The organism is Mesorhizobium sp. CO1-1-7 (assembly GCF_020164885.1).
GTDB lineage: Bacteria > Pseudomonadota > Alphaproteobacteria > Rhizobiales > Rhizobiaceae > Mesorhizobium > Mesorhizobium australicum.
On record NZ_JAIUHA010000007.1, the window covers coordinates 383,153 to 405,353 of the forward strand.

Sequence of the window (22,201 nt, forward strand, 5' to 3'; positions counted from 1 at the left end):
CGCGCCTTGACGAATTCGTCGCATGGCCTAGAGCTTCCGCAGCTGAAATCTCTTTTCCGTCGGAAGGACAAGGCATGGCATCGGTGGCATTTCTCGGTCTTGGCGTCATGGGCTATCCCATGGCCGGACACCTGAAGAACAAGGGTGGCCACGACGTGACCGTCTACAACCGCACCCAAGCCAAAGCTGAGCAGTGGGTCGCCCAACATGGCGGCGGCTTTGTCGCGACGCCGGCCCAGGCCGCCGAGGGCAAGGATTTCGTTTTTTCCTGCGTCGGCAACGATGACGACCTGCGTTCTGTGACCACGGGCCCCGCGGGCGCCTTCAAGGCGATGAAGAAAGGCTCGGTCTTCATCGACAACACCACGGCTTCGGCTGAAGTCGCGCGCGAACTGGCCGAAGCCGCGCAATGGGGCGGCTTCTCATTTCTCGACGCGCCCGTCTCCGGTGGCCAGGCCGGCGCCGAGAACGGCGTGCTGACCGTGATGGTCGGCGGCGATGAGGCCGCCTTCGACAGGGCCAGGCCAGTTATCGACGCTTTTGCCCGCATGGTTGGACTGATGGGATCGGCGGGCGCCGGGCAGCTCACCAAGATGATCAACCAGATCTGTATCGCCGGGCTGGTGCAGGGGCTTTCGGAAGGCATTCATTTCGGCAAGAAGGCAGGTCTCGACATTGAGAAGGTCATCGAGGTGATTTCCAAGGGCGCGGCCGGTTCCTGGCAGATGGAAAACCGGCACAAGACCATGAATGCTGGCAAATATGACTTCGGTTTCGCCGTCGACTGGATGCGCAAGGATCTCGGCATCTGCCTTGAAGAGGCCGATCGCAATGGCGCTAGGCTGCCGGTGACCGCGCTGGTCGACCAGTTCTACAAGGACGTGCAGGCGATGGGCGGCAGGCGCTGGGACACGTCCTCGCTGCTGGCGCGGCTGGAGAAGTAGGCGCAGTGTCCCTGCCCGTTCCAGGCTGGACCGCGCAGGACATCGTCGCCCATCTGCGCTCGATCGGAACCGAGGAAACCCGCGCCGGCATGGGGCGGTTCGGTATCAACACCGCGACCGCGCTCGGTGTCGCCAATGCGGATTTGCGGCCTTTGGCGCGCAAGCTGAAACGCAACCACGAGCGATCCCTGGCGCTGTGGGACAGCGGCGTTCGCGAAGCACGGCTGATGGCGGCCTTCACCGGCGAGCCGAAAAAGATCACCGTTGAAGAGTGCCGCCGCTGGGCCGGCGATTTCGACTCCTGGGAGATCGTCGACACCGTCTCGGATCTGTTCGTGGACACGCCGTTCTGGCGCCAGCTGGTCGAGGAGTTTGCCGCCGACGAGCGCGAATTCGTCCGCCGCACGGCCTTCGCGATGCTGGCATGGGCGTCAGTGCATTTGAAAAAGGAGCCGGACGCGACGTTTCTGTCCTACCTGCCGCTAGTCGAGGCTCATTCCCGCGACGAGCGCAATTTCGTCAGGAAAGCGGTCAACTGGGCGCTGCGGCAAATCGGCAAACGGTCGGTGGGTTTGCATGGCCCTGCCCTTGCCCTGGCGCAGGAACTTGCCAACTCCGCGAACAGGACGGCGCGCTGGATCGGCAAGGATGCGGTGAAAGAACTCTCGCATGCCAAAACCCACGAACGCCTCGCCACCAGAAAGACCTGACAAGGCGGGGATTGCCGCAGCCGGTTCTCGCCGACATGTGACGCGGCTCGAGCATTGACGCCACCGACAGCGGCGTCTTTACTCGCCCGCAAAGGATGCGACCATGAACCATTTCAAAGCGATCCTGGCGCTTGCGGCCGCGCTTGCACTCTCCACCGCGGGCGCTTCGGCCGAGACCACGCACATCTTCTGGAAGGATCTGCGCCCGGCGACGCAGGCCGTCGCCGAAGACGCCGGCTTGCCGATGATCGCGGCGAAACTGCCGGATCATGGCGAGACACTCTCGGTCGCTCTGCACGACAAGACCATACAATTAGCCGGCTATGCATTGCCGGTCGATCGCGACGGAGATCTCGTTTATCAGTTCCTGCTGGTGCCATGGACGGGTGCGTGCAGCCACATGCCGACGCCTCCGCCCAACCAGATCGTGCTGGTCACACCAGCCCGTCCCTACAAGATGTCCGAGGCCTACCAACCGGTTGCCGTCACCGGCGCCCTGAAGCCGGACATGGAGAAGAGCCAGCTGTTCATTCTCGACGGCGTCAGCGTCATCCAGTCCGGCTACACCGTGCGCAAGGCAGATGTCGTGGGCGTCGACACGGTTCCGGACTCCGTTGTGTTGCCGGTGAACTCGCCCTGGAGCTTCCTCAACAAGGAGAAGAATTGAACGGCGGGCTCAGGCCGCGTTCGCGCCCGACTCCTTGTCCAGCACCATATAGTCGAGCGGGATTTCGGTCGTGTACTTGATCTGCTCCATGGCGAAGGACGACGACACGTCCCGGATCTCGATCTTGGCGATTAGCCGTTTGTAGAAGGCGTCGTAGGCGGCAATGTCGGGCACCACGACGCGCAAGAGGTAATCGACGTCGCCACTCATGCGATAGAATTCGACCACCTCGGGAAATTCCTGGATGACCTCGGAAAACCGGCGCAGCCATTCATGACTATGCGAATTGGTGCGGATCGACACGAAGACGGTGACCCGCACATTGACCTTCTCGTGGTCGAGAATGGCGACGCGCCGCTTGATGACGCCCTCCTCCTCCAGCTTCTGGATGCGCCGCCAGCACGGCGTGGTCGACAGGCCGACTTTCTTGGCGACATCGGCGACCGCGAGCGTCGCGTCCTCCTGCAGCAGGCGGAGAATTTTTCGGTCGAGGCGATCCATCGGAGGCTCCTGGTGGAATAGTTTCGCTATATTCCCTTTTATTTGGGCCATTCACAAGAAAAAAATTCTGCCGCTTGCGTCGAAAGCGAGTGTTTTCTTGCTCAATGCCTAACCGAGGCGATAGCGGATTTCCGAGCGCAGGAAAGGCAGCAAATCCATTTCAAACCACGGATTCTGCTTCAACCAGCCTGTGTTGCGCCAGGATGGATGTGGCAGCGGCAGCACTTTGGGGCCGACGGAATTCTCCCAGATGGCGCGCCAGTCCATCACCGTTTCCGTCAGCGAGGCGCGCCGCGCCGCGCCCATATGCCAGGTCTGCGCGTAGATGCCGATCGTCAGCACTAGGTCGATCCGCGGCATCAGCGCCATCAAGGGCGCGCGCCAGGCCGGGGCGCATTCGCGCCTCGGCGGCAGGTCGCCGCCCTTGCCGTCCTGTCCGGGAAAGCAGAAGCCCATCGGCACGATGGCGAATTTCTCGATGTCGTAGAATTCGTCGCTGGTCACATCAAGCCAAGTCCGCAAACGGTCGCCCGAAGCATCGGTGAAGGGCATGCCCGACAGATGCACCTTGGTTCCCGGTGCTTGGCTGGCGATCAGGATACGGGCGCTGGAAGAGGGTCGCAGCACCGGACGCGGCTCATGCGCCAGCGGCTTGCCGATGGGATCGTCCGCGCAGATGCGGCAAGCGCGGACCGTCGCGGCGAATCTGTCCAGTTCCACGCTCAAGCAGCGGCACTCGGCCGGCTGGAGATTGCCTGATGCCAACGCGACACATTGGTGCATTCCTCCGGCACCTTGATGCGTGCCGGCTTCATGAAGTCGATCGCGATCAGCCCTGTGATGTCGGCAATGGAATAGCTGTCGCCGGCGACGAATTCACGACTGCCGAGTTCAGCATCGAGCAGCATGAGAAACTCCACCGCCTTCGGCTTGTTGGCCTCACCCCATTCGGGGACCTGCGGAATTTCCCATTCCTTCATGGCGGGATGGACATGGCGGAAAGCCTGCGTGACGCTGCTGAGCAGGTTGAACTCCATCCGCCTCTGCCACATCTCGACCTGCGCCTTGCCAAGCGCGCCGTTTCCGAACAATGCCGGCTCGGGATGGAGTTCCTCGAAATAGCGGCAGATGGCGACGGATTCGGTGAGGATGGTGCCATCATCGAGTTCCAGCACCGGCAGGCGCCGCAGCGGGTTGCGCGAGCTTATTGGCTGCTGCTTGTGTTCCAGCGCGCCCATGTCGACGGGCACCAACGGAACCGCGATTCCCTTCTCGGCGAGAAAAACCCGAACCCGCCGAGGGTTGGGTGCCCGGCCGCCGTCGAACAGCTTCATTTCGATCCTCCTCTTCCTTCCGCCAGACACGCTTCACCAGAAGCGAAAGATCTCGCGCGCCGCGTCGCCGATCGACGCCAGTGTGCCATGTTTTCGCTCGACGACCTCGCCGTGGTGACTGTCGCGCCAGTCCTGTGGCAGGTCGAACGTGCCCGCCCAGATGCCAACCCTGGCCGCGCGGGCCGTCGCTTCCTCGCCTTCGAAAGCGCCGTAGGCAACGGCCCAGCCGGCCTCGACCTGGGCGCGGTTTAGGTCGGTGCCGCCGGCCTTGCAGTCGCCGAGCAACCGGCCATAGCGGTCGCGCTGCCAGCCGCTGCAGGTGACCGGCCTGCCTGCGATCAGCCGCACCAGCGACTGGCGCGCCAGCGTGCCACAGGCATAATCGGCGCCGTTCTTGTGGCAAGTCTGGGTGTATTCCGGGGCGTCGATGCCGCGCATGCGGATGCGCTCGGTGCCGAGCGTGATCGAATCGCCGTCATTGATGATGGCTGTACCTTGCGTCTTGCGTGTCTCCACTCGATCGAGACGCGCCGCAAGCAGGATCAGCAGCCCCAGAATGATGACGGTCAGCCCGTAATCCAGCAGCTTTCGCCACGGACTTCTCGGGCGCGCTGCCGCGTACCTCGGGCGCGACCTTGGCGACCACGAACGGCTCATATGGCAAACGGTTGGTTAATCATTCGAACGTAGCTTAACACCTTGAAATCGCTGCGCGCATAAATTGAAGCTTTTGATGCCCTTGCAACGCTCGAACACGGCGGACAAGTTCATTGTGGACCGCAGGAAACGGCATCGCAACAGCGATGTCGCGCGCGCGGTTCGCAAGACGCGCGACCGTCTTTCGCAGCAGGCCGGCAATCTCGATTTCGACCGCGAGCTGCTGAAGCTCCATGCCCAGGCGATGACCAGCGGTGCCGTCGTCATCCCGATGCTCGTCCTGGCGATCGCCGCGGCCGGTCGTCTGGCCGGTGTCGGCAATGAGATCGGGCTCTGGGCGTTGTTTACTCTGACCTCTTATACGATCGTCGTTTTCATGGCGCGGCGCATCGAGCGCACGGAAGCTTCCGAACTTAACGCCTTGCAAACGCGAAGGGAATTCCTGGTCGGCCATTTCCTTTGTGGTCTGGGCTGGGCCTGGTTCGTCTGGCTGGGCTGCGGGGCCTGCGAGGTCGACCAGTTCCAGGCGGTCAAGGCGGTGGTGCTGCTGTTTGCCATGGCAGGGACGGCGCTCATGGCCTCGTCCCTGGGCGGAGCACTGCTGGCGACCTTCGCGGTTCCAGTGGCGCTCTACGCCTATGCCGCGACCAAGTCGTGGATGCCGGTCGAGGCCATCATGGCCGCGTTGCTTGTCCTGTCGCTGCCTTTCTTCGCCTATATTGCCAGTCACCTCAATCGCTTCTCCCTGCTGCTGTTGTCGTTCCGCTCCGAAAAGGACGCGCTGATCGCCGAAGTGGAGACGGCGAAGTCGATGTCGGACGAGGCGCGGCGGCGGGCTGAGGACGCCAACCTGGCAAAATCGCGTTTCCTCGCTTCGATGAGCCACGAATTGCGCACGCCGCTCAACGCCATTCTCGGCTTTTCCGAGGTGATGGCGAACGAAGTCCTCGGGCCGATGAGCAATCCCACCTATCGTGACTACGCCCACGACGTGCATGACTCAGGCCAGCATCTGCTCGACCTGATCAACGAGATCCTCGACCTATCGCGCATCGAGGCCGGCCGCTACCAGCTCAACGAGGAGCCGGTCATGTTGCTCAACATCGTCGAGGATTGCTGCCACATGATGGAGTTGAAGGCGCGCAACAAGGACATCCGCGTCATCCAGGATTTCGAACAGACATTGCCGCGGCTGTTCGCCGACGAGCGCGCCGTGCGCCAGATCACGCTCAACCTTCTGTCCAATGCCATCAAGTTCACCGCCACCGGCGGCGAAATCCGCGTCCGGGTCGGCTGGACGGCGGGCGGCGGACAATACATTTCGATCAAGGACAACGGTCCGGGCATTCCCGAAGACGAGATTCCGGTCGTGCTTTCAGCCTTCGGCCAGGGTTCGATCGCCATCAAGAGCGCCGAGCAAGGCACCGGGCTTGGCCTGCCGATCGTCCAAGGGCTGCTCGCCATGCATGGCGGCGAGTTCGAGCTTCATTCCAAGCTGCGCGAAGGCACCGAGGCGATCGCTATTTTCCCGCTGAGCCGGGTGATGGAAGAACTGCCGGCGCTGCCGACCGCAGCGGTGGCCGCGCGACGGCGGTAAGGACCCCGTAAACGCTGGTGCCGCGTGGTCAACCCCGCACAGCCGCCGCCATGCCCGAACTGGTCAGTGCCGCCGCCTTGACCAGCCCAGCCGCCAGAGCGGCTCCCGCCCCTTCGCCGTGGCCGATCCCCAGATCGAGCAGCGGACGCAGCCCGAGGTGCTCGGCCGCCCTTGCATGCGCGCACTCCGGCGACAGGCTGGCGAGAAGACAATGATCAAGGGCTGCGGGGTTCGCTGCATGCAGCACCGCCGCGGCTGCCGTTGCCGCGAATCCATCGAGCAGTACCGGTATCCGCTGCATCCGCGCGGCAAGGATTGCGCCGGCTATCGCCGCGAACTCGCGGCCGCCCACCCGGCGCAGCGCCTCAAGCGGATCTTCTAGATGGCGGCCGTGAAAGGCCAGCGCCGCATCGACCACCTCTGCCTTGCGAGCCCGCATCGCCGCGTCGGCGCCGGATCCCGGGCCAACCCAGTCGGCACCCCTGCCCCCCAAAAGCGCGGCGAGCAGGGCGGCGGCGACGGTGGAATTGCCGACGCCGAGATCGCCGAGGCAAAGCAGGTCGGTGCCGCCGGCAATCGCCTCCATGCCGAAGGCCATGGTGGCGGCGCAACCGCGCTCATCGAGCGCGGCGTCCTCGGTGATGTCGCCGGTCGGGATGTGCAGGGCAAGATCGAACACCTTCAGACCGAGGTCGTTGGCAATGCAGATCTGGTTGATCGCCGCACCGCCGGCCGCGCAAAGCTCGACCGCGTTAGCGGTCGCCGCCACGGGCCTCGGCGAAATGCCTTGCCTGGCAACGCCATGGTTGCCGGCAAAGACAGCCATCAGGGGCCTGGTCACGGCAGGCGGAGCGCGACCGCTCCAGGCTGCGAGCCAGGCGGCGATGTCCTCGACGCGGCCAAGCGAATTCTCAGGCTTATCGGCCTTGGCAAACAGTGTGCGCACGCGCGCTTCAGCTTTGAGGTCGGCCAATGGCAGATTGCCGAGCAGGTCGCGGAAATCATCGAAAGGCAGTGCACTGGTCATGTCGCGAACAATCGTTGCTGGAGCAGAGGAGCGGAATAGCTGTCTTGCGTGACCGGCACAACCTCCTCGATCGTCCTTCCTGATTTGCCGCAAAGGCGGCCACGGAAGGCGCGATCGGGAGGGCTTGCATTGGCTTTGCCATTGCACCATGTGGAGGTGGAAGAGCGGATTCCGGACCGGGTCCACCGAGAGAAAGTCATGACGGCCATCGAATCTCCCTGCATCCTGGTCTGTTCGATCGATATGAAAACCGGCTTCTGCTTCGGTTGCGGCCGCACGCGCGAGGAGATCGGCGCCTGGATAGGGATGACGCCCGAGACGCGCCGCAGCGTGATGGCCGAACTGCCAGCCCGGCTCGAAACCGTCGAGCGCCGGCCGCGCCGGGAAACGCGCCGCACCCGCATGGCACGCGAACGCGACGCACTCTAGCGAGGGACGAGTGAGCAGCCGGCTGTTCTGGGTTGTGATGGCGGTGATCGGTGTAGGGGCAGCCCTGCTCATGCTCAACGATTCCGCCGGCAGCACGTTCGGCGTCGAGAATTACGATTTTGGCCGGCTGATCTGGCTTGGGGCTTTCGGCGCCCTTATCGGCGCCGGCTTGCTGCGGTCCGCTCCGCTGGGAGTAATGGCCCGCAACCTCGGCGCCTGGGCGGCTATCGTGCTCGCGCTGATCGCCGGCTATCAATATCGCTACGAGCTGCAGGACGTCGCCAGCCGGGTGACCGCCGGCCTCGTTCCCGGCAGCCCGCTGGCGCTCGGTGTCGAAGACGGCCACGCCACCGTGACCTTGGACAAGGCCGACAATGGCCATTTCGAAGCGCGCATCCTGGTCAACGGCAACGCGGTTCGCGCCGTTGTGGACACCGGCGCCACCAGCACGGTTCTGACTTCGGAGGACGCCCAGGCCGCAGGCTTCAATCCCGCGGCGCTCAACTACACGATACCGGTTTCGACCGCCAATGGCATGGCGCGCGCCGCGGCGGTCAAAACCGACGAACTGGCGATCGGCGGCATCGTGCGCAAGGATATGCCGGTGATGATCGCCGCTCCCGGCATGCTGAGCCAAAGCCTGCTTGGCATGAACTTCATCGGTTCGCTGTCGGGCTTCGACGTGCGTGGCGACCGGATGATCCTCAGGGACTGAGCTCAGGCCGCTTCGGCGGCCGCTCCACCGAGTTCGACAGCCGCGAAAGCCGTCTTCAGCATATCCGCCCCGGCCCCGGGTCGGGTCGCGTCGGTGGACAGGATCTGACGGTAGCGGCGCGCGCCGGGCAGCCCGTGAAACAGCCCGACCATATGGCGGGTAATATGGCCGAGCCGGCCGCCCTGTTCGATATGGTGCGCCGCATAGTCCGCCATCGCATCGATCAGTGCCGCGAAATCGAACGCTTCCGACCGCGCACCGTAGAAGGCGGCGTCAACACCGGCCAGAATGCCTGGTGTGTGGTACGCGGCGCGGCCGAGCATGGCTCCGTCGACATGATCGAGATGCAGCCGCGCCTCGTCAAGAGACTGAATACCGCCATTGATGCCAATGAATTTGTTTTGTTTTCCAGCCTTCAACCGATAAACCCTGTTATAGTCGAGCGGCGGGATGTCGCGATTTTCCTTGGGGCTCAGCCCTTCCAGCCACGCCTTGCGAGCATGCACCCACAAGGCATCGGCGCCGGCATCGAAAACCCCATTCGCCAGCGCATCGAGCGCCGGCTCCGGATCCTGTTCGTCGACGCCGATGCGGCACTTGACCGTGACTGGCACCGTCACCGCCGCCTTCATCGCCGCGACGCAGGTTGCGACGAGGTCGGGTACTTTCATCAAGCAGGCGCCGAACGTGCCCGACTGGACGCGGTCGGACGGGCAGCCGACATTGAGATTGATCTCGTCATAACCGAAGGCTTCGCCAACGCGCGCCGCTTCAGCAAGTTTTGCCGGATCGGAGCCGCCAAGTTGCAGGGCGACGGGATGTTCCACCTCATCGAAGCCAAGCAGCCGCTCGCGCGCGCCGTGGATAACCGCGTCGGCCACAACCATTTCGGTATAAAGCAGCGCATGTGTCGTCAGCTGGCGATGGAAGAACCGGCAATGGCGGTCCGTCCAGTCCATCATGGGTGCAATAGCCAGTCTATATTGTTGATTTTTCAGCATTTTCTTTAACATTCAAAACGCTAGACCCTGCCGGGTGCACACGAATTTACGCCAAGTCGATCATGGTGAGACGCTGACAAAGTCCCGTATAGCGCGCCTGAAGCCCTTCGGCGAATTCATCGACCTTCATATCGACGACATGTGCGATGTAGGCAAGTCCCTCTCCGATCTGTGTCGTAAGCACATGAGTTGTCCGGATTAGGTAGCAGATGAGTTGTCCGGGTTTATCGCCCGCCAAAAGAGGCTTGGGATGACACGGACAGCATGGCTGAGCACCAGCCTCCAAATCCAACTGCACGAATTTTTCCAAAGCAGGAACATAGAAGCATTGTGCGAGTTAGGCACGGACGCCTGCTCGCGTTCCACGATCTGCCAGGGTTCTCTTTGATGTTCGAACGAATGCCCAAGACAATGTATCGCTGTCAGCTTTTCGTATCTGCCTTTGGTTTGTTGTTGCTGATGGGCGACCTGCTCCACGATGACAGGGCCATGGCGCAGCAGGCTTGTCCGGCCGATCACGATAGGCTGCTTACAGTCCTCAAAGCCAATGTGAAGGCAAGCGGCGGACCAGCGAATGGCGGCTTTGAAACCAACGAATGGGGCGCGATCGTTGCCCGCGATGGCACTGTCTGCGCGATTGCGTTCAGCGGCCCCGCAGTCGATTCGCAATGGCCGGGCAGTCGGCTCGTCGCAGCGGAGAAAGCCAACACCGCCAACGGTCTCAGCCTGGCTCAAATGGCCCTGTCGACGGCCAATCTCTACGCCGGCGTGCAACCGGGTGGGCCGCTGTTCGGGCTGCAGGCGACCAACCCCGTCAACCAAACCGCGGCTTATGCGGGCGATCCCAAAACCTTCGGCAGCGCCAACGATCCGTTGGTCGGCAAGCCTATCGGCGGCGTCGTCGTGTTTGGCGGGGGCTTGGCCCTTTACGACGGCAAAACGATCGTCGGCGCGCTTGGCGTCAGTGGCGATTCCTCTTGCGCCGACCACAATGTCGCCTGGCGCGTTCGCGCGGCTCTCGGCCTCGACAAGGTCCCGGCAGGCGTCAATCCCAACCGCAAGGATGCCATCATCTATGATCTCGATCCCGGCGGAAAAAGCGCCTCCGGCTGGGGTCACCCGCTATGCTCGGGCACCGAGGCCGACATCGCAGCGGAAATCGGTTCAGGCGTCGGAGGCGCGACACCGAAATGAAGCAAGCAGCGCGGTGTGCAACACCCTGCGTTGACGCGGTACGCACGAACCGCCCGGCGGCAGCTAGAAAACGTCTCCAGAGCTTCCTTGCGGGGTTGCTGCTGGCTTGCACTCCTCTGCTGACGGGCGCTTCCGAAGCTCCGCCACCGTCAGCGATCTCGCCGCCGGCTTCCGCCGCACCGCGCGACGATGGGCAATGGACGATGCCGGCCAAGAACTACGCGTCGACCCGCTACAGTGAGCTCACGGAAATCAACGAAGGCAATGTCAAGAACCTGCAGGTGGCCTTCACCTTCTCCACCGGGGTCAACAAAGGCCAGGAAGCGGCGCCGCTGGTCGTCGGCGGCACTATGTACATCGTGACCCCCTTCCCCAACATGGTCTACGCGCTCGACCTCACCAAGCCAGGCACGCCGATGAAATGGAAGTTCGAACCCAATCCCGAACCCGCGGCGCAAGGGGTTGCCTGTTGCGACGTCGTGAATCGCGGCGCGGCTTTCGCGGACGGGCGCATCTTCTTCAACACACTGGACGGTCACACCATCGCACTCGATGCGAACACCGGCCAGCCGATCTGGAACTCCCATATCGGCAACATCAACATAGGCGAGACCATCACCATGGCGCCGTTGGTGGTGAAAGGCAAAGTGCTGGTCGGCAATTCAGGCGGCGAGATGGGCGTCCGCGGCTGGGTCAAGGCGCTTGACGCCGGCGACGGTCATGTCGTCTGGACGGCCTACGGCACCGGACCGGACAAGGACGTGCTAATCGGCCCCGATTTCAAGCCGCATTACGACATGGACAAGGGCAAGGACCTTGGCGTCACGACATGGCCGCCGGAAGCCTGGAAAATCGGCGGCGGCAACATGTGGGGCTGGATTTCCTACGACCCGGATCTCAACCTGATCTTCCACGGCACCGGCAACCCCGGACCGTGGAACCCGGATCTGCGGCCCGGCGACAACAAATGGACGTCAGGGATTTTCGCCCGCGACCCCGATACCGGAGCGGCGAAATGGTTCTACCAGTGGAGCCCGCATGACCTTCATGACTATGACGGGATCAACGAGCAGGTCCTGCTCGACATGAACTGGCAGGGCAAGCCGCGCAAGGTGCTGGTCCGGCCCGAGCGCAACGGCTATCTCTACATTCTCGACCGGACCACCGGCGAAGTGCTGTCCGCGAAGCCCTACGGCCCCGTCAATTCCAGCAAGGGTGTCGACCTCGACAGCGGCCGTCTGATCGAGAACCCGGACAAGAAGACCGGTACCGGCAAGGTCGTCCGCGACATCTGCCCGACCGCGTCGGGGCTCAAGGATTGGCAGCCTTCCGCCTTCTCGCCGAAGACAGGGCTGCTCTACATCCCGCATAACAATCTGTGCATGGACGAAGAAGGCGTCGAGGTGAACTACATTGCCGGCACGCCCTATGTCGGCATGAACGTGCGCATGATCCCCGGGCCTGGTGGGAACCGGGGCGCCTTCACCGCTTGGGACATCGCCGCGGAGAAGCCCGCCTGGAGCCTCAAGGAGAACTTCCCGGTGTGGAGCGGCGCGGTCGTGACCGCCGGCGATGTCGTCTTCTACGGAACCATGGAGGGTTGGTTCAAGGCGGTCAGCGCCAAAACCGGCGAGCTGCTTTGGCAATTCAAGACGTCGTCCGGCATCATCGGCCAGCCCATCACATATCGCGGCCCCGACGGACACCAATATGTGGCGATCCTGTCGGGTGTAGGCGGCTGGGCCGGCGCCATCGTGTCCGGCGATCTCGATCCGCGCGACGCCACCGCTGCCCTCGGTTTCGTCAACGCGATGAAGGATCTCAAGGACGCGACAACGGCGGGAGGCACGCTCTATGTGTTCCGGCTCCCCTGAGGCACTCGAGCGGCCCTCGCGCCAGGTGCGAAAGGCGCTCCAGCGGATGGCAACCGGCATGGCCGCCCTCGCCTTGCTGCTCTTGCCGGCGACAGCGAATGTGCGTGAACTGAGGGTCTGCGCCGACCCGAACAACATGCCCTTCTCCAACGCCGCCGGTCAGGGCTTCGAGAACAGGATCGCTGAGATCGTGGCCGCCGATCTCGGCGCCAAACTGACCTACACTTGGTGGGCACAGCGCCGGGGCTTCGTGCGCAACACGCTGAAGGCCGGCCTTTGCGATCTCGTGCCCGGCACGCCGGCCAATCTCGAAATGCTGCGCACCACCACCCCCTATTATCGGTCGTCCTATGTTTTCGTCACCCGCCAGGACGGTCCGGATGTGGCGTCCTTCAACGATCCGCGGCTGCGCGCCATGCGGATCGGCGTGCAACTCATCGGCGACGACGGGGTCAATTCGCCTCCCGTCCAGGCGCTCGGCCGCCGCGGCATCGTCGGGCATCTCGTCGGCTATCCCGTCTATGGCGACTACTCCGCACCCAACCCTCCGGCGCGCATCGTCGAAGCGGTGGCGACCGGAGACATCGATCTTGCCGTCGTCTGGGGCCCGCTCGCCGGCTACTTCGCCGCCAAGCAGAAAGTGCCCCTCCGCGTCACGCCCGTCATGCCTCGCATCGACGGACCGCAATTGCCCATGATCTACGACATCTCGATGGGCGTTCGGCGCGAGGACGATGCGCTGCGTGGCGATGTGAACAGCGCGCTGGCCAGGCACAAGGCCGAGATCGACGCATTGCTGTCGCAATATGGCGTGCCGCGCCTCGATGGTCCGGGGAGCCCAGTGCGATGAAGCACGGTGCCGCCATGCTCTTGTTTACGGTCCTAGCGCTTACGGCATGCCAGCGCGAGGAGCGCGACACGCGCCCGCAATCCTCGCTCGGATCGGGCGACCAGCCGGCGCCTGTGACGACATTGGAACCCGGTGGACAGCGGCCTTCGGCCAGCGACAACAAGGCAGCCAGCTTCGAGGCCAATGCCTTTCACCTCAGCGAGGGCAAGCGCCTGTTCAACTGGTTCAATTGTTCGGGCTGTCATGCCAATGGTGGCGGCGGCATGGGGCCGGCCTTGATGGACCAGAAATGGCTTTACGGCAGTTCGATCGAGAGCATCCACGCCACCATCCGCGATGGGCGGCCAAAAGGCATGCCGAGCTTCCGCGACAAGATTCCCGATGACCAGATTTGGGAGCTTGCCGCCTTCGTTCGCTCGCTGAGTGGCAACGCACCCTCGTCCGCCGCGCCGCAACGCAATGACGACATGATGCCGCATCCGTCGGAAAACCGCATGCCGGATGCAGCCACGCTGGGGAAATCACCGTGAAGCGCCTTGCGTCGACCGGGTTCGGCACGGCCTGCGTCTTGTTTCTGCAGGGATGCGCGGGATGGCAATCAGCGCTCGACCCGAAAGGGCCAGCTTCCAGTGAGCTGGCATGGCTCATCTGGTTTTTCACCGCGCTTTGCGCGGTGATCTGGGTCCTGGTGATGATCGCTCTTGCCACACCGTTGATGATGCGGTCGCGGGACGGCGCCGAGCCGCTCGTGCTCGACGCCGGCGCCGACCATCGAAAGTTGCGCGTTGTCGTGATCGCCGTCGGGCTGACCGCAGTGATCGTGGTCGGACTGACCTTGCTGAGCTTCTTCGCCAACAGGACACTTGCGGCGATCGGCTCCGACGCCGCGCTCACCATTCGCGTCACGGGCCACCAATGGTGGTGGGAAGTCCGCTACGAAGACGCCACGCCGAGCCGCATCCTGACCACGGCGAACGAGATCCACATCCCCGCCGGGGAGCCCGTACGGCTTCTGCTGACATCGACGGACGTGATCCATTCCTTCTGGGTGCCGAGCCTTTCCGGCAAGCTCGACCTCATCCCCGGCCATATCAATGTGCTCGACATCAAGGCCGACAAGCCTGGCGTATATCGCGGCCAGTGCGCCGAGTTCTGCGGTGCGCAGCATGCGAACATGGGTACCTTCATCATCGCCGAGCCGAAGGAAAAGTTCGACGCTTGGTGGAACGACCAGTTGCAGCCGTCTGGCCCTCCGGCGAGCGACGAGGCCAAGGCTGGCGAGGACCTGTTCCTCAAGCGTCCCTGCGTGATGTGCCACAGGATCGGGGGCACTCCAGCGGGAGGAACCGTCGCGCCGGATCTGACGCATATTGCCAGCCGGCGCACGCTCGCCGCCGGCACGTTGACGATGAGCCGAGGCAATATCGCTGCCTGGATAGCGGACCCCCAAGGCGTGAAGCCCGGTTCCCACATGCCTGTGGTGGAGCTCAACGGCGACGAACTCAACGCCATCGTCGCCTACCTTGAGGGTCTGAAATGAGCAGCGCGGATCTGATCAGCGAACGCGACCTGCCGCCGAAACGCGAGACCGCCACCAAGGGCGACCTGGCTCCCGAGCATGACGGACCGCGCGATACTGGCATGGACGATGCCAGCCTGCACCACTGGCTCACGCGGGCATGGCGCACGCCGCCCGGCATCATTGGAGCATTGTCGAGCGTCGACCACAAGGTCATCGCAAGGCGCTATCTGATCACGGCCTTCATCTTCCTGTGCCTTGGCGGGCTGAACGCGGTCGCCATGCGAATCCAACTCTCCGGGCCGCAGCGCGGGCTGATCGGGCCGGACCTCTACAACCAGCTGTTCACGATGCATGGCGTCACCATGATGTTCCTGTTCGCTGTGCCCATCGTTCAGGCAACGGGAATCTATCTGGTGCCGCTGATGGTCGGCACCCGTAACATCGCCTTCCCGCGGCTCAATGCATTCGGCTACTGGATCTACGTCTCGGGCGGGGCCTTTGCCTGGATCTCATTCCTCCTCAACATGGCGCCGGACGTCGGCTGGTTCGCCTATGTGCCCCTATCCGGACCGGAATTCTCTCCTGGCAAGCGCGCTGACGTCTGGGCGCAAATGATCACCTATACCGAAGTGTCGTCGCTTGCGGTCGCCGTCGCCACCATCGTCACCGTGTTCAAGCAACGCGCGCCCGGCATGTCGCTGGACAAGATACCGCTTTATGTGTGGGCACTGCTGGTCACTTCCTTCGTCGTCGTCTTCGCGATGCCGGCGGTCATGATCACCTCGACCTTCCTCATTCTCGACCGGCTTGTCGGAACCCACATTTTCAACCCCGCGGAGGGCGGCGACGCCCTGCTGTTTCAGCATCTGTTCTGGTTCTTCGGTCATCCCGAGGTCTACATCATCTTCCTGCCGGCGACGGGCATGGTCTCCTCCATCATTCCCGCTTTTGCCCGGCGACCGACGTTCGGCCATTTAGGGCTGGTCCTGTCGCTGATCGCGGTGGGTTTCCTGTCGTTCGGCCTCTGGGTGCATCATATGTTTGCAACCGGATTGCCGAAGCTCGGGGCGAGCTTCTTCACGGCGTCCAGCATGCTGATCGCCATCCCCAATGGCGTGCAGATCTTCTGCTGGCTGGCGACCTTGTGGGATGGCAGACCGGTGATCCGCACGCCGCTGCTGTTCGTCTTCGGCTTCTTCTTCATCTTCGTCATCGGCGGGCTAACCGGCGTCATGCTCGCCTCGGTGCCGCTCGACCTTCAGGCGCACGACACCTACTTCGTCGTCGCCCACTTCCACTATGTGCTGATCGGCGGATCGGTATTCCCGCTGCTGGGCGCGGCCTATTTCTGGTTCCCCAAGATCACCGGGCGCATGATGAGCGAACGTCTCGGACGCTGGCATTTCGGGCTGGCCTTCATCGGCTTCAACGCGGCCTTCTTCCCGATGCATCTCGTCGGCCTGTGGGGCATGCCGCGCAGGGTCTATACCTATCCGGCGGAGCTTGGCTGGGGCAACATCAACCTGTTCATCAGCGCCGGCGCGGTGCTGTTCTTCCTGAGTTTCGTGCTGTTCACCTTCAACCTGATACATGGCGCATTGAAAGGGGCTCCGGCCGGCGATAACCCCTGGGATGCCGGCAGCCTGGAATGGGCCACGTCGTCCCCGCCTCCAAGTTACAATTTCTCGCGCATTCCGATCGTGACGAATGTCGAGCCGCTGTGGGCCGAACGAGAGGCGCTTCCCGTCGCAACTGGACTCCGCGTCGATGTCCGCGAGTTGCTCATCTCGACGGTGGCGGAGGCCTACCCCGACATCCGCGAGAAATCGGCGACGCCGTCGATCTGGCCGCTGCTGGCGGCGATCGCCGTGGGCGGCACGTTCCTCTACTCGATCTTCACGCCGTGGGCGATCGTCTGGGGCGCCATGCCGATCGCGCTCACGCTGCTCGGCTGGTTCTGGCCCAAGGGCGATCCGGAGGACGAGGAATGAACCAGCGGCCCGTCACCGACCTTTCCGCCCTCCCTACGTTTGGCCATGGTCCGCGCAGCCCAACCTGGTGGGGCACGCTCGGCTTCATGGCATTGGAAGGGACGGGCTTCGCGCTGGCGGCCGGCGCCTATCTCTATCTGGCGATGTCATGGCCCAACTGGCGTCTGAGCGCCCCGGAACCTAACCATTGGCCGGGAACGATCGTCACCCTGTTGCTGATCGCCAGCCTGGTGCCAAACCACATCCTCAATCGCTACGCCGAGCATTGCGCAATGGTACCGGTGCGGATCGGCATGGTCGTGATGTCGCTGTTCGGTGTCGCCCCGCTCGTGGTGCGCTGGTTCGAGTTCCCGGCATTGAATATCTATTGGGACACAAACGCCTATGGCTCGATGCTTTGGGTGTTGCTTGGACTGCACACCACGCATCTGATCACCGACGTGGGCGACACGATCGTGCTGACGGTGCTGATGTTCACACGCCATGGCTATAGCGGCCGGCGCTTCGGCGATGTGGGCGACAACGTCTTTTACTGGGATTTCGTGGTGCTCACCTGGATCCCGATCTACCTGCTCATCTACTGGGTACCGAGGCTAGGCTGATGCGCGCGCTGCGGTTGGGAATGTCCTGGGGTGGTCTTTTGTCGGGGCCTTTGGCTTGGGCAATCTCGACGCAGCTGAACTACGCGCTTGTTCCGTGGCAGTGCAATCGCCAGGTTCCGGTCGTGCTTCCGATCGCATTGCTGCTGGCCTTCCTTTCACTTCTCGGCGGCATGCTTTCTTGGCGGGCACGGCGGCAAGGGGGCGCGGCTTTCAAGCCGGAGCGCACGCGCGGCACCGAGAAATTCGTCGCCGATCTCGGCATTCTTGCGGCTTTGCTTTTTGCCCTCGTCATCGTCATGCAGGGCAGCGCCGCACTCATTCTCGACGAGTGCCTGCGATGAGCTTCGAGGCCTTCTTCTCAACCTCGATCTGCTATGGCGCCGGCGCGCCCGAAGCGGGATGGACGCTTGCGTTTCCCATCACGCTCCCTTTGGCCGCAATCGCGCTCATCTATGCGCTCGGAGCGAGCCGGCTATGGCGCCGCAGCAGCCGGGGCCGCTCCGAGCGGACGCGGCAAGTTCTGTTGTTCACCGCCGGCTGGGGCGTGCTGACCGGAGCGCTGGTCAGCCCGATCCATGCGCTTGGCGAACGGGTGTTTGCCGCCCACATGATCGAGCATGAACTGCTGATGGCGGTAGCGGCGCCACTCCTTGTCGCCGCCTGCCCCGGCGCAGCCCTGATATGGGCATTGCCGACCGGACTTCGCCGAGGGACGGGAAGGCTCACGCACGGCAGGACTCTTCATGCGATCTGGACCGTTGCCAGCCGCCCCCTCAACGCAACCGCCATCCACGGCATCGCGATCTGGATCTGGCACGTTCCCGTCCTGTTCGAGGCAGCGCTTCAGCAGGGCGTGCTGCACTACGCCCAGCATGCGAGCTTCCTCGGCACAGCCCTGCTGTTCTGGTGGGGGATTCTGCCGCGTTCCGGCCGCCAGCAGGCCTATGGCAGCGCGGTCATGCATCTCTTCTTCACGTCACTGCACACCGGTCTGCTCGGCGTGCTGCTGCTGTTGTCGCCCAGACTCTGGTACCCGCAGAATGCCGCCGGCGCGGCGCTCTGGGGTCTAACCCCGATCGAGGACCAGCAGCTCGCCGGACTGGTGATGTGGGTTCCGGCTGGCCTGATCTATGGCGGAGCCGCCTTGCTGCTTGCCGGCCTTTGGATAAGTAAGAGCGGAATCAGGGAGGCAAGCCATGCGCTCCGGCCTGGCTAGGATGGTGGGCGGCGCGCTCGCCGCGATCCTGCTGCTGACCGCGGCAGTCGCCGCAGCGACCTTGTGGTCCGACCGGCGCGATCGTGTTCGCCACGAATCGGACATGGCGACCGGCGGCTTGGAAGCGCGCGCCATTCCGATCATGATCGCGAACGGCTGCTCTGGATGCCATACGATCCCCGGCGTGCCGGGGGCACAAGGCCAGGTTGGTCCGCGCCTCGATTCCAGCCTTGCCGACCGGGTCTTTATCGCCGGCGTGCTGGCGAACAATCCGGAGAACCTGATCCGCTGGATACGAGCGGCCAGGGAGATCAATCCGCACACGGCAATGCCATCGACGGGGATCACAGAGCAGCAGGCGCGTGATATCGCTGCCTACCTCTACGCCCTGAAATGATCAGCCCTCGCCGCCGCCCCGGGACCACAGGCCGCGACCGGGGTCGTAGCCGACCACTGCCGCCAGGAAAAACACGACGAGGCAGGCGAGAACGACAAGGGCGGAAACGGGATCAAAGCGTAGATAGAGCGTGAAGCGTATCAGTTCGACCGCCGAACTGAACGGCCCTCGAGCGACAGCGCCTTCATGGACCGATCACCACTCCCCAGGGGCCGCGTCCCACCGGCACCGACTTCACCACCTCCTCATTCTCCAGATCGATGAACGAGATGTCGCCGGAATTGCCCTTAGGCGCTGACCAGGCGCTTCTGGTCATCGGACAGCGCCAAGTGCCACGGCCGCTGGCCGACGAGATAGAGGCGGCGCACCGCCAGCGTCTTGGCATCCACTTCGGCCACCCGGTTGGCCGAACCGAGCGCGACATAGGAAGTGGCGCCGTCGCGTGCCATTTCGATGTCGACCGCCTGGACGCCCTCGCTGCGGATGCCGGGACCTCGAACTCGACCTTGCCGGTCTCTGCACGAGACGTGGTGTCGAGGCGGTCACCGTCCCGGGACCAACAGAAGCAGCAGGATCGAGAGCGCCAGTTTCATTGATGGAGAGGTTGGGCGAGAATAGGAGTTCATTGACGACCTGAGGATCGGCCACGTCGATCTTCGCCCGCGGGCCGTCAACTGGCGACGGAAGAACCGGCAATACCGATCCGTCCAATCCATCATAGGTGCAGTTAGCGAATTTTGCTTCCAGCATGTTGGATTTCAGTTGCTCTCTGCCGAGGCTGGTCAGTGTTGATCACCGAACAGCGTGCAAAGCCTGTAATCTACTGCATTCTCATTGCATTTCAAACACTTGGCAGGCGAGCATTGCCGCGATTTCACGGCTGTTCGATGCCCGTTTGAATCGGTTTAGATTCATATTAATTTCAAAAATGCAATAGGCATATTGAATTATCCACAAATTGGAGTAGCTTTTTAGCTATTGCTAATAAAAGGAGGACGGCATGCACATCCGTGCGTGCCAAGGGAGGGGGGTCATCATCATGGCCTATTTATTGCCTGATAGCATCCGCCGGCTGCGGATGATCCACGCGCGCAGGACACGTCCGCGCGGGAACGCCTGACCGGGGCATGAGCGAAGGGCTTGGAACGCCCTCGACGCCCTACCCCCGATCCATTCCACCACTCCACTTTCTTTAACGAGGACGCGTAGCGCCGGCCGTACCGGCGGATGCGCGCCCATGCGGCCGGTTGCCGGCGTTGGGGCCGATTTGCGCCTGCCGCAATAACCAGGGAGAATTCCGATGGCACTCGACATCCTCGCCCAAGACATCATCATCGACGAAACGACCGGCCTCCAAGACAATGATATCAACCCGGCCGTTGCGCCGTACAGCACCAACACGACGCTGCAATATCTCGAGACTCTCGGTTCTCCGCTCGAAACCGCATTCCAGGCTAACTTCGTGCGGGCCACGGCGAGCGCCGGAGAAACCATCAACTCGATCGTTCTTACGCAAAACGCTTCCGGCACGCCGTTCTCCACCACGGTTGGCGTGAACAGCAACCTTCAGACTGACGACGGAAAATATATATGGCTGTTCCAGGACGCAACGCATGCGAACGTCGTGATCGGTGTCATCGGCACCTCTGATCCGTCTGCCGCGCCCGTTGCGAATGGCCCCCTCGCCTTCTCGTTTGGTCTGGACTCCACGAGCGCCACAAACGCGGACCTTTACTTAGTCGAGTATGTGCCGTTGCACCATCCGGACGCGACCAACCCGGACGACCGCATCGATCTAACCGATAAGGTGTTCGCATCGGTCGCCGGAACCTCGGTGGTTAATTTCTCGGGCCAGAACGCGGCTCCCGGCAATCATGATTTCTATGTGATCGATTCGGGAAGCGACGCTACGAAGCAGATTTTGGTGACAGGTTTCCTCGGGGCGGCCAATGCCACCGCCAACGTCAGTACACAAGGCTTCGGCGTCAACAACCAGAGCATCAATCCGGCTGAGGCGTTGCAGGTCGATTTTGTGACTGGCGGCACCTTGGCCGCGGGTACAGCTTCGCAGATACAGTACGGCGGCCACCTCGAGAACATTACGCAGGCCGGGTTTACGATCAACCAGATCACGCCTTCCAATCCGAGTTTGCGGGTGGACATCAAAATCAGCACCGTCAATGTCACGGGCAACGAGCAAGGCTTGAACTTTTATGACGGCAGCCCCACCACCCCCGCGCCTATCGCCAGCCTTACGCTGACCGGCACATCCGGGTTTGCGTCGCCGATCACCGCTAATGGCACCTATGCCACGGGAAGCGGCAACGTCACCGTCAGCGGCATGGGCACAGGCACCGTAACCATCACCGGCCTCGACAACGTCACCACCGTCAACATCACCACGAGCAATCCCATGGATCGGCTGACGGTTACGGGGGTCGATGCAAACGAAGGCTGTGACATCACCGAGTTCCATTTCACGGCGCAAAACACCAATGGCCATACCGAGGAGGTCGGCTCTTTCATCAACTTTGACGATGACGGGCCGAGCATATCGACGACCGGCACCGAGCCGACGCTAACCGTCGACGAGACGGTTCTTGGGACCGACGACACCAAGAGCTTTGCCGCCAACTTCAGCCCGGTCTACGGCGCCGACGGCGCCGGAGCGGTCACCTATGCGCTCGCCGTCACGGCCGGCTCGACCGGGTTGATCGACACTGCGACCAACCAGGAGGTCGTGCTGTCGGTCACTGCCGGCGGCGTCGTCGAGGGCCGCACCTCCGGCACCAGCGACCTCGTCTTCACGGTATCCGTCGATGCCAGCGGCAACGTCACCCTCGACCAGATACGTGCCTTGGTCCACTCGAACCCCAACGACCCCAATGACAATGCTACGCTTTCCGCCGACAACCTGGTCAAGCTCACCGCAACCGTTACCGACAAGGACGGCGACCACCAGTCGGCAACGCT

The 22,201-nt window shown here is 63.0% G+C and carries 26 protein-coding genes; 17 read left to right on the forward strand and 9 right to left on the reverse strand.

The annotated features are described in order from the left end of the window. Positions 1-74 precede the first annotated feature (74 nt). The 3 genes from LB516_RS18135 (at position 75) to LB516_RS18145 (ending at position 2,321) form a co-directional block, all read left to right on the forward strand. Positions 75-944: an NAD(P)-dependent oxidoreductase gene (locus tag LB516_RS18135; protein WP_224720116.1), complete on the forward strand. Its 870-nt coding sequence runs from the start codon at positions 75-77 to the stop codon at positions 942-944. 5 nt (positions 945-949) lie between these two features. Then, positions 950-1,654 carry a DNA alkylation repair protein gene (locus tag LB516_RS18140; RefSeq protein ID WP_224720117.1) on the forward strand — a complete coding sequence of 235 codons (705 nt, stop codon included), beginning with the start codon at positions 950-952 and terminating at the stop codon, positions 1,652-1,654. 103 nt (positions 1,655-1,757) lie between these two features. Then, positions 1,758-2,321 carry a DUF3299 domain-containing protein gene (locus LB516_RS18145; RefSeq protein WP_224720118.1) on the forward strand — a complete coding sequence of 188 codons (564 nt, stop codon included), beginning with the start codon at positions 1,758-1,760 and terminating at the stop codon, positions 2,319-2,321. 9 nt (positions 2,322-2,330) lie between these two features. Here the strand turns inward: LB516_RS18145 and LB516_RS18150 are convergent, their stop codons facing one another. The 4 genes from LB516_RS18150 to LB516_RS18165 all read right to left on the reverse strand — a co-directional run bounded on the left by LB516_RS18150 (position 2,331) and on the right by LB516_RS18165 (position 4,813). After that, on the reverse strand, positions 2,331-2,822 hold the full coding sequence (locus tag LB516_RS18150; protein WP_006205209.1) for an Lrp/AsnC family transcriptional regulator: 492 nt from the start codon (positions 2,820-2,822) through the stop codon (positions 2,331-2,333). Between the two features lie 108 nt (positions 2,823-2,930). Further along, complete coding sequence (locus tag LB516_RS18155; protein ID WP_140824455.1) at positions 2,931-3,605, reverse strand: uracil-DNA glycosylase family protein; 675 nt, start codon at positions 3,603-3,605, stop codon at positions 2,931-2,933. Continuing rightward, positions 3,545-4,156, reverse strand: coding sequence for a glutathione S-transferase (locus LB516_RS18160; protein ID WP_140664545.1), 612 nt, complete (start codon positions 4,154-4,156; stop codon positions 3,545-3,547). Before LB516_RS18160 ends, LB516_RS18155 begins: the two co-directional genes overlap by 61 nt. Positions 4,157-4,189: 33 nt before the next feature. Next, positions 4,190-4,813, reverse strand: coding sequence for a thermonuclease family protein (locus LB516_RS18165; RefSeq protein WP_224621999.1), 624 nt, complete (start codon positions 4,811-4,813; stop codon positions 4,190-4,192). Positions 4,814-4,889: 76 nt separating this feature from the next. On the opposite strand from LB516_RS18165, the gene LB516_RS18170 reads away from it, so the two are divergent. Next, positions 4,890-6,410: a sensor histidine kinase gene (locus tag LB516_RS18170; RefSeq protein WP_015317845.1), complete on the forward strand. Its 1,521-nt coding sequence runs from the start codon at positions 4,890-4,892 to the stop codon at positions 6,408-6,410. A gap of 28 nt (positions 6,411-6,438) precedes the next feature. Here the strand turns inward: LB516_RS18170 and LB516_RS18175 are convergent, their stop codons facing one another. Then, a complete protein-coding gene (locus LB516_RS18175) occupies positions 6,439-7,437 on the reverse strand; it encodes a nicotinate-nucleotide--dimethylbenzimidazole phosphoribosyltransferase (RefSeq protein WP_140664556.1) in 999 nt (332 codons plus the stop codon). Between the two features lie 198 nt (positions 7,438-7,635). Here LB516_RS18175 and LB516_RS18180 point away from each other — a divergent pair, with 198 nt between their 5' ends. Next, the gene (locus LB516_RS18180) at positions 7,636-7,866 is read left to right on the forward strand and encodes a DUF1289 domain-containing protein (RefSeq protein ID WP_041163452.1); all 231 of its coding nucleotides are present in this window, start codon (positions 7,636-7,638) and stop codon (positions 7,864-7,866) included. A 10-nt stretch (positions 7,867-7,876) separates the two neighbouring features. Further along, complete coding sequence (locus LB516_RS18185) at positions 7,877-8,581, forward strand: TIGR02281 family clan AA aspartic protease (RefSeq protein WP_224587214.1); 705 nt, start codon at positions 7,877-7,879, stop codon at positions 8,579-8,581. Between the two features lie 2 nt (positions 8,582-8,583). Here the strand turns inward: LB516_RS18185 and dusA are convergent, their stop codons facing one another. Next, positions 8,584-9,582 (reverse strand): tRNA dihydrouridine(20/20a) synthase DusA, encoded by a 999-nt coding sequence (gene dusA, locus LB516_RS18190; protein WP_224621996.1) that lies wholly within the window; start codon positions 9,580-9,582, stop codon positions 8,584-8,586. A gap of 46 nt (positions 9,583-9,628) precedes the next feature. Then, on the reverse strand, positions 9,629-9,766 hold the full coding sequence (locus LB516_RS18195; RefSeq protein WP_157163660.1) for a hypothetical protein: 138 nt from the start codon (positions 9,764-9,766) through the stop codon (positions 9,629-9,631). A gap of 275 nt (positions 9,767-10,041) precedes the next feature. Between LB516_RS18195 and LB516_RS18200 the strand changes: the two genes are divergently transcribed. The 10 genes from LB516_RS18200 to LB516_RS18245 are packed head-to-tail and all read left to right on the forward strand — an operon-like array spanning position 10,042 to position 19,228. Then, positions 10,042-10,776, forward strand: a complete 735-nt coding sequence (locus tag LB516_RS18200; protein ID WP_224720119.1) for a heme-binding protein — start codon at positions 10,042-10,044, stop codon at positions 10,774-10,776. Beyond that, positions 10,773-12,650, forward strand: a complete 1,878-nt coding sequence (locus LB516_RS18205; RefSeq protein ID WP_224720120.1) for a methanol/ethanol family PQQ-dependent dehydrogenase — start codon at positions 10,773-10,775, stop codon at positions 12,648-12,650. Before LB516_RS18200 ends, LB516_RS18205 begins: the two co-directional genes overlap by 4 nt. Then, positions 12,631-13,500 carry a substrate-binding domain-containing protein gene (locus LB516_RS18210; protein ID WP_411962647.1) on the forward strand — a complete coding sequence of 290 codons (870 nt, stop codon included), beginning with the start codon at positions 12,631-12,633 and terminating at the stop codon, positions 13,498-13,500. The genes LB516_RS18205 and LB516_RS18210 overlap by 20 nt, the downstream gene beginning before the upstream one ends. Next, positions 13,497-14,030, forward strand: coding sequence for a c-type cytochrome (locus LB516_RS18215; RefSeq protein WP_224720121.1), 534 nt, complete (start codon positions 13,497-13,499; stop codon positions 14,028-14,030). The genes LB516_RS18210 and LB516_RS18215 overlap by 4 nt, the downstream gene beginning before the upstream one ends. Further along, complete coding sequence (gene coxB, locus LB516_RS18220) at positions 14,027-15,040, forward strand: cytochrome c oxidase subunit II (protein WP_140664570.1); 1,014 nt, start codon at positions 14,027-14,029, stop codon at positions 15,038-15,040. The genes LB516_RS18215 and coxB overlap by 4 nt, the downstream gene beginning before the upstream one ends. Beyond that, positions 15,037-17,013 (forward strand): cytochrome c oxidase subunit I, encoded by a 1,977-nt coding sequence (ctaD, locus tag LB516_RS18225; RefSeq protein ID WP_224720122.1) that lies wholly within the window; start codon positions 15,037-15,039, stop codon positions 17,011-17,013. Before coxB ends, ctaD begins: the two co-directional genes overlap by 4 nt. Further along, positions 17,010-17,615, forward strand: coding sequence for a heme-copper oxidase subunit III (locus LB516_RS18230; RefSeq protein WP_140720411.1), 606 nt, complete (start codon positions 17,010-17,012; stop codon positions 17,613-17,615). The genes ctaD and LB516_RS18230 overlap by 4 nt, the downstream gene beginning before the upstream one ends. Next, positions 17,615-17,956, forward strand: a complete 342-nt coding sequence (locus LB516_RS18235) for a hypothetical protein (protein ID WP_140720409.1) — start codon at positions 17,615-17,617, stop codon at positions 17,954-17,956. Before LB516_RS18230 ends, LB516_RS18235 begins: the two co-directional genes overlap by 1 nt. After that, positions 17,953-18,831 carry a cytochrome c oxidase assembly protein gene (locus LB516_RS18240; RefSeq protein ID WP_140873865.1) on the forward strand — a complete coding sequence of 293 codons (879 nt, stop codon included), beginning with the start codon at positions 17,953-17,955 and terminating at the stop codon, positions 18,829-18,831. Before LB516_RS18235 ends, LB516_RS18240 begins: the two co-directional genes overlap by 4 nt. Next, the gene (locus LB516_RS18245) at positions 18,812-19,228 is read left to right on the forward strand and encodes a c-type cytochrome (protein WP_015317831.1); all 417 of its coding nucleotides are present in this window, start codon (positions 18,812-18,814) and stop codon (positions 19,226-19,228) included. The genes LB516_RS18240 and LB516_RS18245 overlap by 20 nt, the downstream gene beginning before the upstream one ends. Positions 19,229-19,412: 184 nt before the next feature. Here the strand turns inward: LB516_RS18245 and LB516_RS28900 are convergent, their stop codons facing one another. Next, positions 19,413-19,544 (reverse strand): hypothetical protein, encoded by a 132-nt coding sequence (locus LB516_RS28900; RefSeq protein ID WP_263492575.1) that lies wholly within the window; start codon positions 19,542-19,544, stop codon positions 19,413-19,415. After that, positions 19,516-19,677 carry a hypothetical protein gene (locus LB516_RS18250; protein ID WP_224720123.1) on the reverse strand — a complete coding sequence of 54 codons (162 nt, stop codon included), beginning with the start codon at positions 19,675-19,677 and terminating at the stop codon, positions 19,516-19,518. Before LB516_RS18250 ends, LB516_RS28900 begins: the two co-directional genes overlap by 29 nt. An 851-nt stretch (positions 19,678-20,528) precedes the next feature. Here LB516_RS18250 and LB516_RS18255 point away from each other — a divergent pair. After that, positions 20,529-22,201 (forward strand): DUF5801 repeats-in-toxin domain-containing protein (locus LB516_RS18255; protein ID WP_224720124.1); only part of this gene is annotated, 1,673 nt, incomplete at its 3' end.